The 13,846-nt window shown below is 68.8% G+C and carries 13 protein-coding genes and 1 tRNA gene; 4 read left to right on the top strand and 10 right to left on the bottom strand.

The window, feature by feature from the left end; all coding sequences use genetic code 11:
* Window positions 1-43: 43 nt before the first annotated feature.
* The 6 genes from B1790_RS17975 to B1790_RS17950 form a co-directional block, all read right to left on the bottom strand.
* Complete coding sequence (locus B1790_RS17975; protein ID WP_079924621.1) at window positions 44-709, bottom strand: GNAT family N-acetyltransferase; 666 nt, start codon at window positions 707-709, stop codon at window positions 44-46.
* Between the two features lie 24 nt (window positions 710-733).
* Window positions 734-1,585, bottom strand: coding sequence for an SCO1664 family protein (locus tag B1790_RS17970; protein ID WP_079924620.1), 852 nt, complete (start codon window positions 1,583-1,585; stop codon window positions 734-736).
* Window positions 1,569-2,156: a DUF3090 domain-containing protein gene (locus B1790_RS17965; protein WP_056553756.1), complete on the bottom strand. Its 588-nt coding sequence runs from the start codon at window positions 2,154-2,156 to the stop codon at window positions 1,569-1,571. Before B1790_RS17965 ends, B1790_RS17970 begins: the two co-directional genes overlap by 17 nt.
* Window positions 2,157-2,231: 75 nt before the next feature.
* A complete protein-coding gene (locus B1790_RS17960) occupies window positions 2,232-2,909 on the bottom strand; it encodes a histidine phosphatase family protein (protein WP_079924619.1) in 678 nt (225 codons plus the stop codon).
* 1 nt (window position 2,910) lies between these two features.
* Window positions 2,911-3,741 (bottom strand): undecaprenyl-diphosphate phosphatase, encoded by an 831-nt coding sequence (locus B1790_RS17955; protein ID WP_079924666.1) that lies wholly within the window; start codon window positions 3,739-3,741, stop codon window positions 2,911-2,913.
* A gap of 36 nt (window positions 3,742-3,777) precedes the next feature.
* On the bottom strand, window positions 3,778-4,089 hold the full coding sequence (locus B1790_RS17950) for a hypothetical protein (RefSeq protein WP_079924618.1): 312 nt from the start codon (window positions 4,087-4,089) through the stop codon (window positions 3,778-3,780).
* A gap of 139 nt (window positions 4,090-4,228) precedes the next feature.
* Here B1790_RS17950 and B1790_RS17945 point away from each other — a divergent pair, with 139 nt between their 5' ends.
* Genes B1790_RS17945 through B1790_RS17935 form a run of 3 tightly spaced genes read left to right on the top strand, consistent with a single transcriptional unit; the run spans window position 4,229 to window position 6,521 of the window.
* The gene (locus B1790_RS17945; RefSeq protein ID WP_142271372.1) at window positions 4,229-5,209 is read left to right on the top strand and encodes a hypothetical protein; all 981 of its coding nucleotides are present in this window, start codon (window positions 4,229-4,231) and stop codon (window positions 5,207-5,209) included.
* A gap of 20 nt (window positions 5,210-5,229) precedes the next feature.
* Entirely contained in the window at window positions 5,230-5,460 is a 231-nt protein-coding gene (locus B1790_RS17940; protein ID WP_369832365.1) for a DUF5703 family protein, read from the top strand.
* Entirely contained in the window at window positions 5,460-6,521 is a 1,062-nt protein-coding gene (locus tag B1790_RS17935) for a quinone-dependent dihydroorotate dehydrogenase (RefSeq protein ID WP_079924664.1), read from the top strand. Before B1790_RS17940 ends, B1790_RS17935 begins: the two co-directional genes overlap by 1 nt.
* A 71-nt stretch (window positions 6,522-6,592) precedes the next feature.
* On the opposite strand, the gene B1790_RS17930 is transcribed toward B1790_RS17935, so the two are convergent.
* On the bottom strand, window positions 6,593-7,120 hold the full coding sequence (locus tag B1790_RS17930; protein WP_079924617.1) for a YbhB/YbcL family Raf kinase inhibitor-like protein: 528 nt from the start codon (window positions 7,118-7,120) through the stop codon (window positions 6,593-6,595).
* Window positions 7,121-7,154: 34 nt separating this feature from the next.
* Window positions 7,155-8,498, bottom strand: a complete 1,344-nt coding sequence (locus B1790_RS17925) for a M20/M25/M40 family metallo-hydrolase (protein WP_079924616.1) — start codon at window positions 8,496-8,498, stop codon at window positions 7,155-7,157.
* 66 nt (window positions 8,499-8,564) lie between these two features.
* Here B1790_RS17925 and B1790_RS17920 point away from each other — a divergent pair.
* Window positions 8,565-8,650, top strand: a tRNA-Leu gene (locus B1790_RS17920).
* Between the two features lie 21 nt (window positions 8,651-8,671).
* Here the strand turns inward: B1790_RS17920 and B1790_RS17915 are convergent.
* Together B1790_RS17915 and B1790_RS17910 are read right to left on the bottom strand one after the other, a co-directional pair.
* A complete protein-coding gene (locus B1790_RS17915) occupies window positions 8,672-9,766 on the bottom strand; it encodes an alpha/beta hydrolase fold domain-containing protein (protein ID WP_233165176.1) in 1,095 nt (364 codons plus the stop codon).
* A 52-nt stretch (window positions 9,767-9,818) separates the two neighbouring features.
* A complete protein-coding gene (locus B1790_RS17910; RefSeq protein WP_079924615.1) occupies window positions 9,819-13,841 on the bottom strand; it encodes a bifunctional nitrate reductase/sulfite reductase flavoprotein subunit alpha in 4,023 nt (1,340 codons plus the stop codon).
* Window positions 13,842-13,846 lie beyond the last annotated feature (5 nt).

Genomic DNA, 13,846 nt, shown 5'->3' with positions numbered 1-13,846 from the left:
CCGCGGCGAGCGCCGCATCGCTGATGCGGGAGCTAATCGGGCCCTACTTGGGCGTGGCGCCGGGAGCGCGCACGACCATCGGCACCGCGGGGAAGTACGCCGCCATCTCCGAACGGCAGCGCCGCAGGGCGGCCGTACCGAAACCGCGGTGCCGGTGGTCGGGGTGAATCCAGACGCGGACGTTGACCTCCCCGCCGACGAGCTCACCGAAGACCATGCCGACCTTGTCCGCACCTTCCTCCGCGACGAACCACACCGCCTCTTCGTTGGAGACGCGGCCGAGCGCGGCGCTGATCTCGTCGTCGATGCTGCCCGCCGGCGCGCCGGACCCGTCGCCCGTGGCGCCGACGTCGGAGGTGCGGGCGACGAACAGGTCGCGGTCGGCGTCCGAGGAGAACACGCGCAGTGACAGGCTCTCCCCCGAGCTGGCAGGCCGCTCACCGAGGGTGAAGGTCAGCTGCTTGTTCAGATCCTCGAGTTCCTCGGCGATCTTGCGACGCGAATCCCTGGTGAGCTGGTCGAACGAGATCGTCATCACGGCCTCGCCGCCCTTGGGCGAGGTGTCGAGCAACGTCGCGATGGCATTGACGGCGGCGGCCCGGTCACCGGCTTCGACGATCGCGTCGAGCACCTCGTGGCGGCGGTCGAGCGCCTTCTGGAGGGCGTCGGCGATCTCCCTGCGGGCGGCGGCGTGGTCGTGATCAGTCATGACGACGAGCGTAGAACACGAAGGTCAGAACGCCGGCCACGGGATCGGCCTGCGCCGATCAGGCGACGGCATCACCGGGTTCTCCAGCAGACCAACGGTTCTGGCATATAGCGCGTCGATCTCGCGATTGGTGACGTGCGGCCGCAGCGTCTGGTCGAAGTCACCGAGCAGCGCGTCCCGAAGGCCTGCGACGTCACGCAGCGTGTCCTCGTCGACTGGCTTGCCAGCCCACCCCCACAGCACCGTGCGGAGCTTGTCCTCGGTGTGCAGGCTGACACCGTGGTCGACGCCGTAGACCCCGCCGTCGACCCCGGCCAGGATGTGCCCCCCCTTGCGGTCGGCGTTGTTGATCAGGACGTCGAACACCGCCATCCGGCGCAGCCGCGCATCGTCGGCATGGACGAGGGTCACCTCGTCACCGGCGTAGTCGTAGGCCTGCAGGACGGGCAGGAAACCGGGCGGCACGTGGCCGGCAGGCAGCAGGTCGACCAGGTCGGGGCCGGCGTCGGGTTCTTCGTCGGCGGTGTCGTCGACCTCGGTGTCGTCCAGGACGTCACCGGGTTGGTCGACCCACCGCTGCACCATCCCGCGCCCCGCGGGCCCGTCACGAAGGACGGTGTAGGGCACCACGTTCCAGCCCAGCGCCGCCGACACCAGGTACGCGGACACCTCCCGGCCCGCGAGGGTGCCGTCGGGAAAGTCCCACAGCGGCGCCTCGCCGGCCACCGGCTTGTACACGCAGTGCGCCAGGCGGTCGCCGAGATGCGCCTCGCACAGGAACGTGGCGTTGCTCGCCGACCGGATGCGGCCGAGGACCGTCAGCGTGCCGCATCGAAGTGCTTCGTCGTCACCCGTGCGGTCAGAAGTCGGTGTCATCGTCGGATTCCGCCAGGGCACCTCGTCGGTAACCGTTGGTGCGCACACAGATGTGTCCCGCGGGATCCAGTGGCTCGTCGCAGAGCGGGCACGGCGGCCGGCCCGCGGAGATGACGCGGTTGGAGCGGGCGGCGAACTCCCGCGCCGACTCCGGGGTCAGGAACACCCGAACCGCGTCGGGACCGTCCTCGGCGTCGTCGAGCACCACCGACGCGTCGAACTCCGTCTCCGACACCGCGAGCAGCTCCACGACCACGGTCTCGGCCTCCGAGTCCCAGCCCAAGCCCATCGTGCCAACGCGGAACTCGGCGTCGACCGGCGTGATCAGGGGACTGAGGTCCTCGACTTCGGTCGTCTCCGGCGGCACCGGGGTGCCGAAGCGGCGGTTGATCTCGAGCAGCAGCGCGGCGATCCGCTCGGCGAGCACCGCCACCTGTTGCTTCTCAAGGATCACCGAGACGACTCGCTCGTCGTGCACGGCCTGAAGGTAGAACGTCCGGTCGCCAGGTTGCCCGACGGTCCCGGCCACGAATCGGTCGGGTGAGCGGAAGACGTGAATCGAACGGGCCATGACACCTCCCAAAATACCGGTATGGGGACCGCAGCCGTAACTCGACGGACGGCGCGGGCGCAGCGATCGAACGGGTCAGTCGGTGGAACCACCCACGACGGCGTCACCCGAGGGCTCGGGTTTGGCCAGCAGGGCGGCGGTCAAGGCCGGGCCCGTGTGGTTGACGTGAAGCACGAATGGACGCGCCGAGGTGTACCTGATGACGCTCATGGATGCGGGGTCGGCCGTGATGCGCTGGAAGTTGTCCAGATGGCTCCCCACCGCATCGGCGATGATCGACTTGATGACGTCGCCGTGCGTACAGGCGATCCACAGAACGTCGCCTTCGTGCTGCTCGGCGAGGGTGCGGTCGTGTTCGCGGACCGCTGCGACCGCCCTGGCCTGAACCTGCGCCAGCCCCTCCCCGTCGGGGAACACCGCAGCGCTGGGCTGCTGCTGGACCACCGCCCACAGCGGCTCCTTGAAGAGGTCGCCGATCTTGCAGCCGGTCCACGCGCCGTAGTCGACTTCCGAGAGCCGCTCCTCCACCACGGGTTCCAGGCCGAGGGCCGCGGCAAGGGGCGCCACCGTTCGCTCACAGCGCAGAAGCGGTGACCTCACGATCGCCTTGATCGGAAGGTCGGCGACGCGGGCGACCACGGCCTCGGCTTGTTCGCGGCCCTTGTCGTCGAGGTCGACCCCCTCGGAGCGACCCGCGAGGGTGTGCGCGGTGTTCGACGTCGACCGACCGTGTCGGAGCAGGATGACCGTCATGTCACTGCGCCGCGATCGTGCCGGTGCCCAGCAGGACGAGCAGCGTCGCCCCGAGGATCACGCGGTAGCCGACGAACCAGTACATGCCGTGGCGCACCAGGAATTTCAGGAACCAGGAGACGGCCGCGAGACCCACTACGAAGGCGATCGCGACCGACACCGCGAGCTGCGGCCCCGACGCGCTCATCCCCCGCCCGTCGGGGTGGAAGGCGTCGGGCAGCGAATACAGCCCCGAGGCGAGGACGGCGGGAATGGCGAGCAGAAAGCCGAAGCGGGCGGCGGCCTCGCGCTCCTGTCCCATGAACAGGCCGGCGCTGATGGTCGCGCCCGACCGGGACACCCCGGGAATCAGGGCCAAGCACTGGGAGACGCCGATGACGATGCTGTCCTTCCAGGTGAACTGCTCTATTCCGCGGGTTTGCCTGCCGAAGTACTCGGCGGCGGCGATGACGGCGGAGAACACGATCAGTGCCGTCGCGATGATCCACAGGTTGCGGACGTCGTCGCGGATGTAGTGCTTGAAGATCAGCCCGGCCGCGCCGATCGGGATCGTGCCGATGATCACCCACCAGCCCAGCCAGTAGTCCGAGGTGCGGCGCGAGGGGTCGCGCAGGCCCCCGAACCACGCCACCAGAATGCGGCCGATGTCCCTGGCGAAGTAGATCAGCACCGCGAGCTCGGTGCCGAGCTGGCTGACCGCGGTGAACGACGCGCCAGCGTCGTCGGCGAAGAACAGCTCCGAAACGATCGCGAGATGGCCGGACGAGGACACCGGAAGGAACTCGGTCAGGCCCTGGACCACCGACAACACGACCACTTGCAGCCACGACATGTCCATCACGCCGACGACCGTACCGTGGGCTCACCGTCAGCGAGCTGTGCGTGGCACCGGCTGAGCGTCGTTGACGGCGTCGCGCACGGCCGCCGTCAAGCTGCGCTCGTCGGCAACGTCCACGTGGGCCAGGCTGCGGCTCGCCGCGGCGACGACGTCCTCCTGCTGCGGGACCGGGCCCGTCAGCCGCGGGCGGTACACCTCGACGTTGAGCTGGCGTCGGTCGACGTGAAAGGAGAAACTCCTGCCGTCACCGACTCGACCAAACCCGCTGGCGTGCATGCCAGTCGACACGACCTCGACGCTGAACTCACTTTCGGACAGGTCGTCGACGGTCGCCCGGCTCATGTCCGAACCATACCGCCGGGGCGATTCCGCGGCGTGCCTAAACTGGCCCTTCATCCGCCATTCCCATCGCACCGTTGAGGTCTACCCTTTGCCACCGTTCACAACACCGAGGCGTCGCCTGGCTCACAGCGTCGCCGTGATCGTGACGACGGTTGCCCTCGCGTCCTGTGGGTCCAAGGCCGCCGACAGTCCCCCACCGACCATCTCTCCGGCGCAGGCCGCGGTCTCACCCGTGGCGGCCGAGGCGCCGGCCGGGTCGGTGCGTCCGCTGGCCGGGCGTGGGGAGGCCGTCGTCTTCGACGCCGCCACGTCGTCTTCCGTCGTGCTGAGCAGTGACCCCGCGGGCGGTTCGGCCCTCGTCACGTTCCCGGTCACGGGCCCGTCGCGAACCGTGGCTCTGCCCAGCCCCGCGACGGCGATCGTCGGCGACGGCAGCGGGACGGTGTACGCGGCGACCAAGGGCGGCTACTTCGCGGTTCCCCTCGGCGCGGGCGACGCGGTGGCGAGATTCGACGTCGGCGGCGAACGCGACACCGACTTCACCGCCATAACCCGCCGCGCCGACGGCAAGATCGTCCTCGGCAGTGCCTCGGGAGCGGTCTACACGCTGAGCTCCACCACCGCGGTCGGTGCGCGACTGCAGATCTTCGCGCGCGTGGATGCGCTTGTCGCAGAGGGCGATACGGTCGCCGTGCTGGACCGAGGCCAAACGTCGGTGACGACGGTCGACCCGTCGGGCACCCGACAGCAGCACGCCCTGCGGGCCGGCGAGGGAGCCACCACCATGGCCGCCGACCCGGAGGGCCGCATCCTGGTGGCCGACACCCGCGGGCAGGCCCTGCTGGTGTTCGGCGCCGATCCGCTGATGTTGCGGCAGCAGTATCCGGTGCCGGGCGCGCCGTTTGCCCTGGCCGGGTCGTCGCGGCTGGCTTGGGTGTCGCAAACTGCGACGAACACCGTCGTTGGTTACGATCTGGCGACCGGAATACCCGTCGAAAAGGTGCGTTATCGAACCGTGCAGCAGCCGAACTCCATGACATACGACGACAAGACCGGGACGCTCTTCGTGGTTTCCGGATCGGGTGCTGGCGTGCAAGTGATCCCGGGGGCAGGCTCGTGAGCGGCCATCAGCGGGGACGCATGCCTGCCGCGTGGGAAGCCGACCTCTCCGACGACTACGAATGGGTGCCGCTGCGACTGCCGCCCGACGTGACGCGGGTTTCGGCGTCGGTCCGGTTGTCGATCGAAGCCGAGTATCGAGGGTGGGAGCTGACCAGGGTGCGCCTCTACACCGACGGAAGTCGTCGAGTTCTGTTGCGGCGCAGGAAGTCCGCCGTGTGGGCTGGCGTCGACGGTCAGCCCGCCTCGTGATCTACCGCGCGCTGCGGCGAATCTTCTTCCTGGTCCCACCCGAGCGAATCCACACCCTGGTGTTCGCGTTCCTGCGGCTGATCACCGCGCTCGGGCCGCTGCGCCGGGTCCTGGCCAGGTGGCTTGCGCCGCACGATCCCGTCCTCGCCAGCACCGTGTTCGGCGTGCGGTTCCCAGGACCGGTTGGCCTCGCCGCCGGCTTCGACAAGGACGGCACCGGCCTGAACACCTGGGGGGCCTTGGGTTTCGGCTACGCGGAAGTCGGCACCGTGACCGCGCGCCCGCAGCCGGGCAACCCCGCCCCGCGCATGTTTCGGCTGCCCGAGGACCGGGCGCTGCTGAACCGGATGGGCTTCAACAACCACGGTGCGGCTGAGCTGGCGCTGCGGTTGAGCCGCCACGACTCCGAGGTGCCCATCGGGGCCAACATCGGCAAGACGAAGGCGACGCCGGCCGAGGAGGCCGTCGCCGACTACACCGAAAGCGCCCGCCTGGTCGGCCCTCTCGCGTCGTTCCTCGTCGTCAACGTCAGCTCCCCCAACACCCCCGGCCTCCGCGATCTGCAGGCGGTCGAGTCGTTGCGTCCGATCCTGGCGGCCGTCCGCGCCGAGACCACGACCCCGGTCCTGGTGAAGATCGCCCCCGACCTGTCGGATTCCGACGTCGACGACATCGCCGACCTCGCAGTCGAACTCGGCTTGGCAGGCATCGTCGCCACCAACACCACCATCTCCCGCGCCGGTCTCGCCACCCCAGGGGTCGACGAGTTGGGGGCGGGTGGCATCTCCGGCGCTCCCGTCGCCCGCCGCTCGCTCGAGGTGCTTCAGCGGCTCCATCGCCGCGTCGGCGACCGACTGGTGCTCGTCAGCGCCGGCGGCATCGAGACCGCCGACGACGCCTGGGAGCGCATCACCGCAGGCGCCTCACTGCTGCAGGGCTACACCGGCTTCGTCTACGGCGGCGGCTTGTGGGCCAAGCACATTCACGACGGCCTTGCCCAACGGCTGCATGCCGGCGGCTTCACGTCGCTGGCCGAGGCCGTCGGGTCGGCCGCGCGCTGACGCCTCGCCGACCAGACACATAGGGCCCTCATTCGCCCCGATTCAGGGCCCTTTACGTCTGCTCGCGGGTGTTATTTCTGCTTGTAGGTGCCCATGATGACGGCGCGGGCGATGGCATGACTGAACAGGTTGAAACCAAGGTAGGCCGGCGTCGCGCCCTCGGGGATGTCCAGCTTCTCGACGTCGACGGCGTGCACGGCGATGAAGTAGCGGTGCGGGCCGTGACCGGCGGGCGGGGCGGCGCCGATGAAGCGCTTGAGGCTGGCGTCGTTGGCCAGGGTGATCGCGTCGCCGGGGAACCCGCTGTGACTGCCGTCGCCAACACCCTCGGGTAGCTCGGTCACGGTCGCGGGCAGGTTCGCCACCGCCCAGTGCCAGAAACCCGACGCGGTCGGGGCGTCGGGGTCGTACATCGTCACCGCGAAGCTGCGGGTCGTCTCGGGGAATCCCGACCAGCTCAACTGCGGGGAGACGTCGGAACCGCCCGCGCCCATGATGCCGCTGACTTGGTCGTTCGACAGCGGCTGGCCGTCGGTGACCGACGTCGACGTCAGGGTGAAGGTCGGCAACTTGGGGAGGTTGTCGTACGGGGTGCTCATCAAGATCCTTTCGGTGGAACTCTGGTGGTGTTGGTCAGCAGTTCAGCAGGAAGTGCTCGAGGACCTCGGTGCCGAACGTCAGCGATTCGACGGGTACCCGCTCGTCGACTCCGTGGAACAACGCGGCGAAGTCCAGTTCCGGCGGCAGCCGCAACGGGATGAAGCCAAAGCACCGAATACCAAGGCGGGCAAAGTGTTTGGCATCGGTTCCGCCGGACAACATGTAGGGCACGATGCGCGCGTCCGGGTCGACCGCCAGCAGTGCGGCGTTCATGGCGTCGACCAGCTCACCGTCGAAGGTGGTCTCGTAGGCGGGCAGGTCGGTGATCCACTCGCGGGTGACGTCCGGGCCGATCAACTCGTCGACCGTCGCCTCGAACTCACCGGCATGGCCGGGCAGGATCCGGCAGTCCACCACGGCCTCGGCCGACCCTGGGATGACGTTGGCCTTGTAGCCGGCCTTCAGCATCGTCGGGTTCGCCGAGTCACGCAGCGTCGCACCGACGATGCGCCCGATCGGACCCAGCTTGGCGACCACGCCGTCCAGATCCGGCGAGTCGGGGTCGAAGGAGTGCCCGGTCTCCTCGCCGACGGCGGTCAGGAACTGCGCGACGGTGTCGGTGAGCACGATGGGGAACTGGTGGCGGCCAAGCCTGTCCACCGCGCCGGCGAGGGTCGTGACGGCGTTGTCGTCGTGGACGAACGAGCCGTGCCCCGCGCGGCCGCGGGCGGTGAGCCGCATCCAACGCATGCCCTTCTCGGCCGTCTCGATCAGGTACAGGCGCTTGTCGCCGCCGTCGCGGTGCGGCACCGTCAGCGAGAACCCGCCCACTTCGCCGATCGCCTCGGTGACGCCCTCGAAGAGGTCGGGGCGGTTCTCGACCAGCCACCCGCAGCCGTACTTGCCGCCCGCCTCCTCGTCGGCGACGAAGGCGAACACCAGGTCGCGCGGCGGCACGGTGCCCGTGCGCTTCAAGTGCCGCGCGACGGCGATCATCATGCCGATCATGTTCTTCATGTCGACGGCGCCGCGGCCCCACACGTAGCCGTCGGACACGGCCCCCGAGAACGGGTGCACGCTCCAGTCGGCGGCTTCGGCGGGAACCACGTCGAGGTGCCCGTGCACGAGCAGCGCGCCCCGGCTCCGGTCGGCGCCTGCCAACCTGGTGAAGACGTTCCCCCGGCCCGGGGCGCCGGACTCGACGTACTCGCATTCGTAGCCGACCTCGGCGAGCTGCTGGGCCACCCAGCGGGCGCAATCGGCCTCGCCCTTGGTGGTTTCGAGCTCGCCGGTATTCGACGTGTCGAACCTGATCAACGAGCTCACGAGCTCGACGACCTCGTCGGACGGCTGCAGGGAATCACTCACGGTCACCATTCGTACCACTGCTCTCGTTCCCACGTTTTGGTCCGGGCACCGAAATCCGTTAGCCTTAGCCCGCTTGTCCGAGTGGCGGAATGGCAGACGCGCTAGCTTGAGGTGCTAGTGCCCTACTAATGGGCGTGGGGGTTCAAGTCCCCCCTCGGACACTCTTTTCACTTCAGCGCTGGTCAATCCAGCGTTCTGCTCACCCCACGAGCGAAGTCGACGACGTCGTGCAGGGCCCGCTCGAAGAGGTCGGGCACGAACGCTCCCATCAACTGTTCGCAGGCATGGCCGACACCGCTGTAGGTGTGGCCGGTGGCGTCGACTCCCGCCCGCTGCAGCGCCCGCAGGAACGCCAGCCCCTCGTCACGCAGCGGGTCGATCTCGTCGGTGGTGACGACGTGCGGCGGCAGACCCCGCAGGTCCTCCTCTTTCGCGTAGTACGGCCACGCCAGCGGGTTGGTGGTGTGCTCCCCCTTCGGGTCGTAGAGCGTCGCCATGAGCGTCATCACCGACGGGCTGAGGATGTACCCCTCGTTCTCGATCAGCGACGGCAGCGCGGGGTTGGGAGCGTCGTAACCGCCGTAGACGAACGGCACCTGCGCGTAGACCCCGTCGACGTGGTCCAGCCGGCCCTCGCGCTTTGCCTTGAGCGCCGTCGCGATCGACAGGTTGCCGCCGCCCGATTCGCCCGTCACGACGATCGACGTCAACCCGAGACCCTCACGCTGGGCGTGCATCCAGTCCAGCGCGCTGGCGCAGTCGTTCAGGCCGGCGGGAAACGGATGCGGCCCGAGCGCGCCGCCGGAGTTGCGGAACTCCACCCCGACGACGACGCACCCGCGGGCCGCCAGATGCTCGCGCCACAGCGCTGCGCCCTTGTCGACTGCGGTGAGGATGGCCATGCCGCCGCCGTGCAGATGCAACAGGCCCGGCAAGGGCATCGACACCCCGATCGGGCGGTGGACGTACAGCGCGATGTCGTTGCCGTCGACTCCGGTGATGGTGAGGTTCCGGGTTTCGACGCCCTGGGCGGCCGGGACGTCGGCGAGCAGCGCGCCGAACACTCCGTCGAACCCCTGCTCGGTGGCAGCCGCAACGGCGAGCAGATCCTCGAGCGGGGAGTCCCTCGTGACGGGCAACTCGGGCGCCTTCGCGTCGAGGCCGAAGGGGGCGATGGCTGCCAGCATTCGGGGGTCGGCGCGTGGATCGGTGCGCATTTCCATGGTCGGGTCGCCAAGGCGGCCCGGCAGATTCACGTTCACGGTGGGTGCGGCCATGGTCTGCAAACCTACACCTCGGAGGTGACGGTCACGGGTGGTCGACTACTCGTCAGTACACGTCGCGCACATAGCGTTTGGTGGCGACCAGCTCGCGTTTGTAGTCGTGCGCGCCTTCACTCGACATCCCGCCGTGCTCGCGAATGACCGCGGTCAACGCGTCGTCGACGTCCTTGGCCATCCGGCTGGCGTCACCACACACGTAGAAGTGCGCGCCGTCCTCGAGCCAGCGCCACAGATCGGCCCCGTAGTCACGAATCTTGTGTTGCACGTACACCCGCTGGGCCTGGTCGCGCGAGAACGCCAAGTCCAGCCGGCTCAACAGTCCGTCGTCGACCATGTCCTCGAGATCATCACGGTAGTAGAAGTTCTCGGCGCGATGCCGATCACCGAAGAACAGCCAATTGCGACCGGTGTGCCCCAGCGCGCGGCGCTCCTGCAGGAATCCGCGGAAGGGTGCGACGCCGGTGCCTGGACCCACCATGATCATCGGCGCGGAGCCGTCCTCGGGCGGCCGAAAGTGCGGCGACGGCTGCAGGAACACCGACGCCCGCGACGCCCGATCCGCGAGGAACGTCGAGCACACTCCCCCGCGTCGTTGCCCGTCACCGCCCAGGTAACGGACGACCGACACCGTCAGCTGAATCTCGTGCGGGCTGACCAGGGGGCTGCTCGAGATCGAGTACGACCGCGGCGTCAGCCGCACCAGGGCGTCGCGCCACTGCTCCGGCTCGGCCCGGACCGCGAACTCGGTGACGACGTCGACCCCGTCGCGGCCTCGAAGCCACTCGTCCAACTCGGCCCGGCTACGGCGCAGGGTCCGTAGCGATCCCGCCGCCGCCGCACTTCCCTCGACGACGAAGTCGAGCAGGTTGGGCGTGACGCGACAGATGTCGTAGCGCGACGTCAACGCCTCGCCGAGCGCCATCTCGACACCGTCGACCTCGATCACGTCGTCGGCGGCCAACCCGGTCGCGTCGAGCCACCGCCGCACCGTCTCCTCGGCGTTGACGGCGTAGACGCCCAGCGCGTCCCCGACGGCATATCCGACGCCGTGCTCGGAGACGTCGAAACCGAACTGCCGCACCTCCTTTGCCGCCCCCGGCGGGGTCAGCAACACGTTCCGGCTCAGCGGCGCGTCGACCGGGCTGGTCCTGGTGAACGGTGCGGCAGGGCGCACCGGCGCGGGGGTTGCCGGACTTGCGCCGGGGCCGACCAGAGCGGACACCTTCTGCGCCCACTGCGTCATCGGCTCGTCGTCGTAGGCCTCGCAGTCGACGCGTGCGGTCAGCTGGGTGGCCCCCAATTCGGTGAGCCGGACGTCGACCGCTCTGGCGTGTCCGCAGAAGTCGTCATACGACCGGTCGCCGATGCCCAGTACCGCATACCGCACGCCGTCCAATGCCGGCGCGTCGTCGGCCGCCAGGCGCGTCCAGAAGTCCGCGCCGTTGTCCGGTGGTCCGCCGTCACCGAAGGTGCTGGTGACGATGAGAACCTCACCAGCACCGGCCAAGTCGGAGAGCTGGCAGTCGTCCATGTTCATCACCGTCGCTGGACCGAGTCCGTCGGCCACCCGAGTCGCGAAGTCCTCGGCGGTCCCGGTTTGCGACGCCCAGAGCACCAACGGCCGCGGCCCGGTCGGCGCGTCGGTTCGGTCGGCTGGGTCGATTCGGGAGTACCGTCCCGCCAGCATTCCGTCGACGTAGCGGCGCACCACGGCTCCCACCGGAGCCTCGGCCGGCAGTACCGGAACACCTTCGACATTCGGCGGCAAGGCGTGGAAGAACCCTGCCAGGTACTGCTTCTCGGCGTCGGTGAGGACCGGGACGGGTTGGTCGTCGAGCCCAAGTGCTGAGCCGATCGCATTGATCCGACCGACCGGTTGCGGTGGTGGCCCGGCAGCCCGCACCCTGACCGCGCACGCCTTGAACTCGGGTTGAAGCGAGAACGGGTCGACGGCATCCGAGGTGACCGCGTTCACGGCGAGGTACTCACCGTGCTCGTCGTTCCAGTGAAACGGCGCAAAGCAATTGCCCGGCCGGACCCGGTCGGTCACCACGGCGGGAAGTACCGCGCGCCCGCGCCGCGAGGCCAGCTCGACGGGCTGACCGTCGACGACGTTGCGTGCCTCGGCGTCGACAGGGTGGATCTCCACGAACGGACCGCGGTCGAGCTTGTTGAGCTTGGCGACCTTTCCGGTCTTGGTCATGGTGTGCCATTGATGTTGCAGGCGACCAGTGTTCAACACCATCGGGTAGTCGTCGTCGGGCATCTCCCCGAGCGGCAGGTGCGGTCGGGGGTGGAATACCGCGCGCCGCGACGGGGTCGGGAAGGCCAGCTTCGGGCGGTGCCCGTCGCCGTCGACGAACAGGTCCTGGCTCACGCCGTCGTTCAGATAGCGGATGGGATGACGGTCGACGTCTCCACCCGGCTGATCGAGTGACGGCGCAGGCCATTGCACCGGGCCCAGCCGAAGACGGTCGTGAGTGACACCCCGGAGGTCGTAACCGGTTCGCGGGTTGGAGAACTCGCGGATCTCGTCGAAGACCTCCGCGGCTGACGAGTACCCGAAGTGCTCCCCGAAGCCGAGTGCCCCGGCGACCTGGCAGATCAACTGCCAGTCGGGTCTGGCGTCGCCGTGGGCGGGGATGGACTGCGGCAGCAGCGTCATGGTGCGATCCGAGTTGACCATCACCGCGTCCGCCTCGGCCCACAGCGTCGCAGGCAGGACGACGTCGGCGTAGTGGTTGGTCGCCGTCGTCCGGTAGGCGTCCTGGGTGACGACGAGCTCCGCCGACTCGAGTCCGGTGATCACCGTCTTGCGGTTGGCCACGCTGGCAACGGGATTGGTGCAGATGATCCAGCACGCCTTGATGTCGCCGTCGGCCATGCGCCTGAACATGTCGACCGTTCCCGGACCGACGTCGGCGCGGATGGTGCCTGCCTCGAGCTGCCACGCCCGCTCTACGAACGCGCGGTCCTCGGCCGAGGTCACCACCCGCTGGCCGGGTAGACCCGGTCCCATGTAGCCCATTTCGCGGCCGCCCATGGCGTTGGGCTGACCCGTCAACGACAAGGGTCCGCTACCCGGCCTGCAGATGGCACCGGTCGCCAGATGAAGGTTGCAGATGGCATTGGTGTTCCAGGTGCCATGGGTGCTCTGGTTGAGACCCATCGTCCAGCAACTCATCCACTCACCGGCGTCGGCGATCATCCGCGCGGCCAACCGGATGTCGGCCTCGGCCAAGCCGGTGATCTCCGCCACGACGTCGGGCGGATAGTCCGCGAGGAAGGCCGGCATCGCGTCCCAGCCCTCGGTGTGTTCGGCGATGAAGGCGTCGTCGACGGCACCGGATTCGACCAGCAGGTGCAGGATGCCGTTGAGGAGTGCGAGATCGGTGCCTGGGGCGATCTGGAGGAAGAGGTCGGCCTTCTCCGCCGTCGTGGTGCGGCGCGGGTCGACGACGATGAGCTTGGCCCCGGCCTTGAGTCGTTCGGCCATGCGCAGGAACAGAATCGGATGACAGTCGGCCATGTTGGACCCGATCACGAAGAACAGGTCGGCGGCGTCGAAGTCCGTATACGACCCCGGCGGGCCGTCCGCGCCCAGCGACTGCTTGTACCCCGTGCCCGCACTCGCCATGCACAGCCGCGAGTTCGACTCGATGTGGACGGTCCGCAGAAAGCCCTTGGCCAGCTTCGTCGCCAGATACTGTGCCTCGATCGACATTTGACCGGAGACGTACAGCGCCACCGCGTCGGGACCGTGTTCGTCGACGATCGCCCGTAATCGCCGGCCGGCTTCGGCGACGGCCTCGTCGACCGGCGTCACCACGGGTTGCTCGCCACGCGACGGACGCACCAATGCCGAGCTCAACCGGTCACCGTCGGCGGCCATCAGCTCGGCGTGGGTGGCACCCTTGGTGCACAGTCGCCCGAAATTGCTGGGGTGCAACGCATCCCCCGACACCCTGGCAATCACCGGCTTGCCGTCAGCGGTGTCGGTTCGGGTCTGCACCTCGATGCCACAGCCGACACCGCAGTACGAGCACGCGGTCCTGGTTGTGACGGTCACGGGAA

It is taken from the genome of Mycobacterium sp. AT1 (assembly GCF_002043095.1).
In the GTDB taxonomy this organism is placed as follows: domain Bacteria; phylum Actinomycetota; class Actinomycetes; order Mycobacteriales; family Mycobacteriaceae; genus Mycobacterium.
This window is presented reverse-complemented; position numbering and strand designations above follow the sequence as displayed.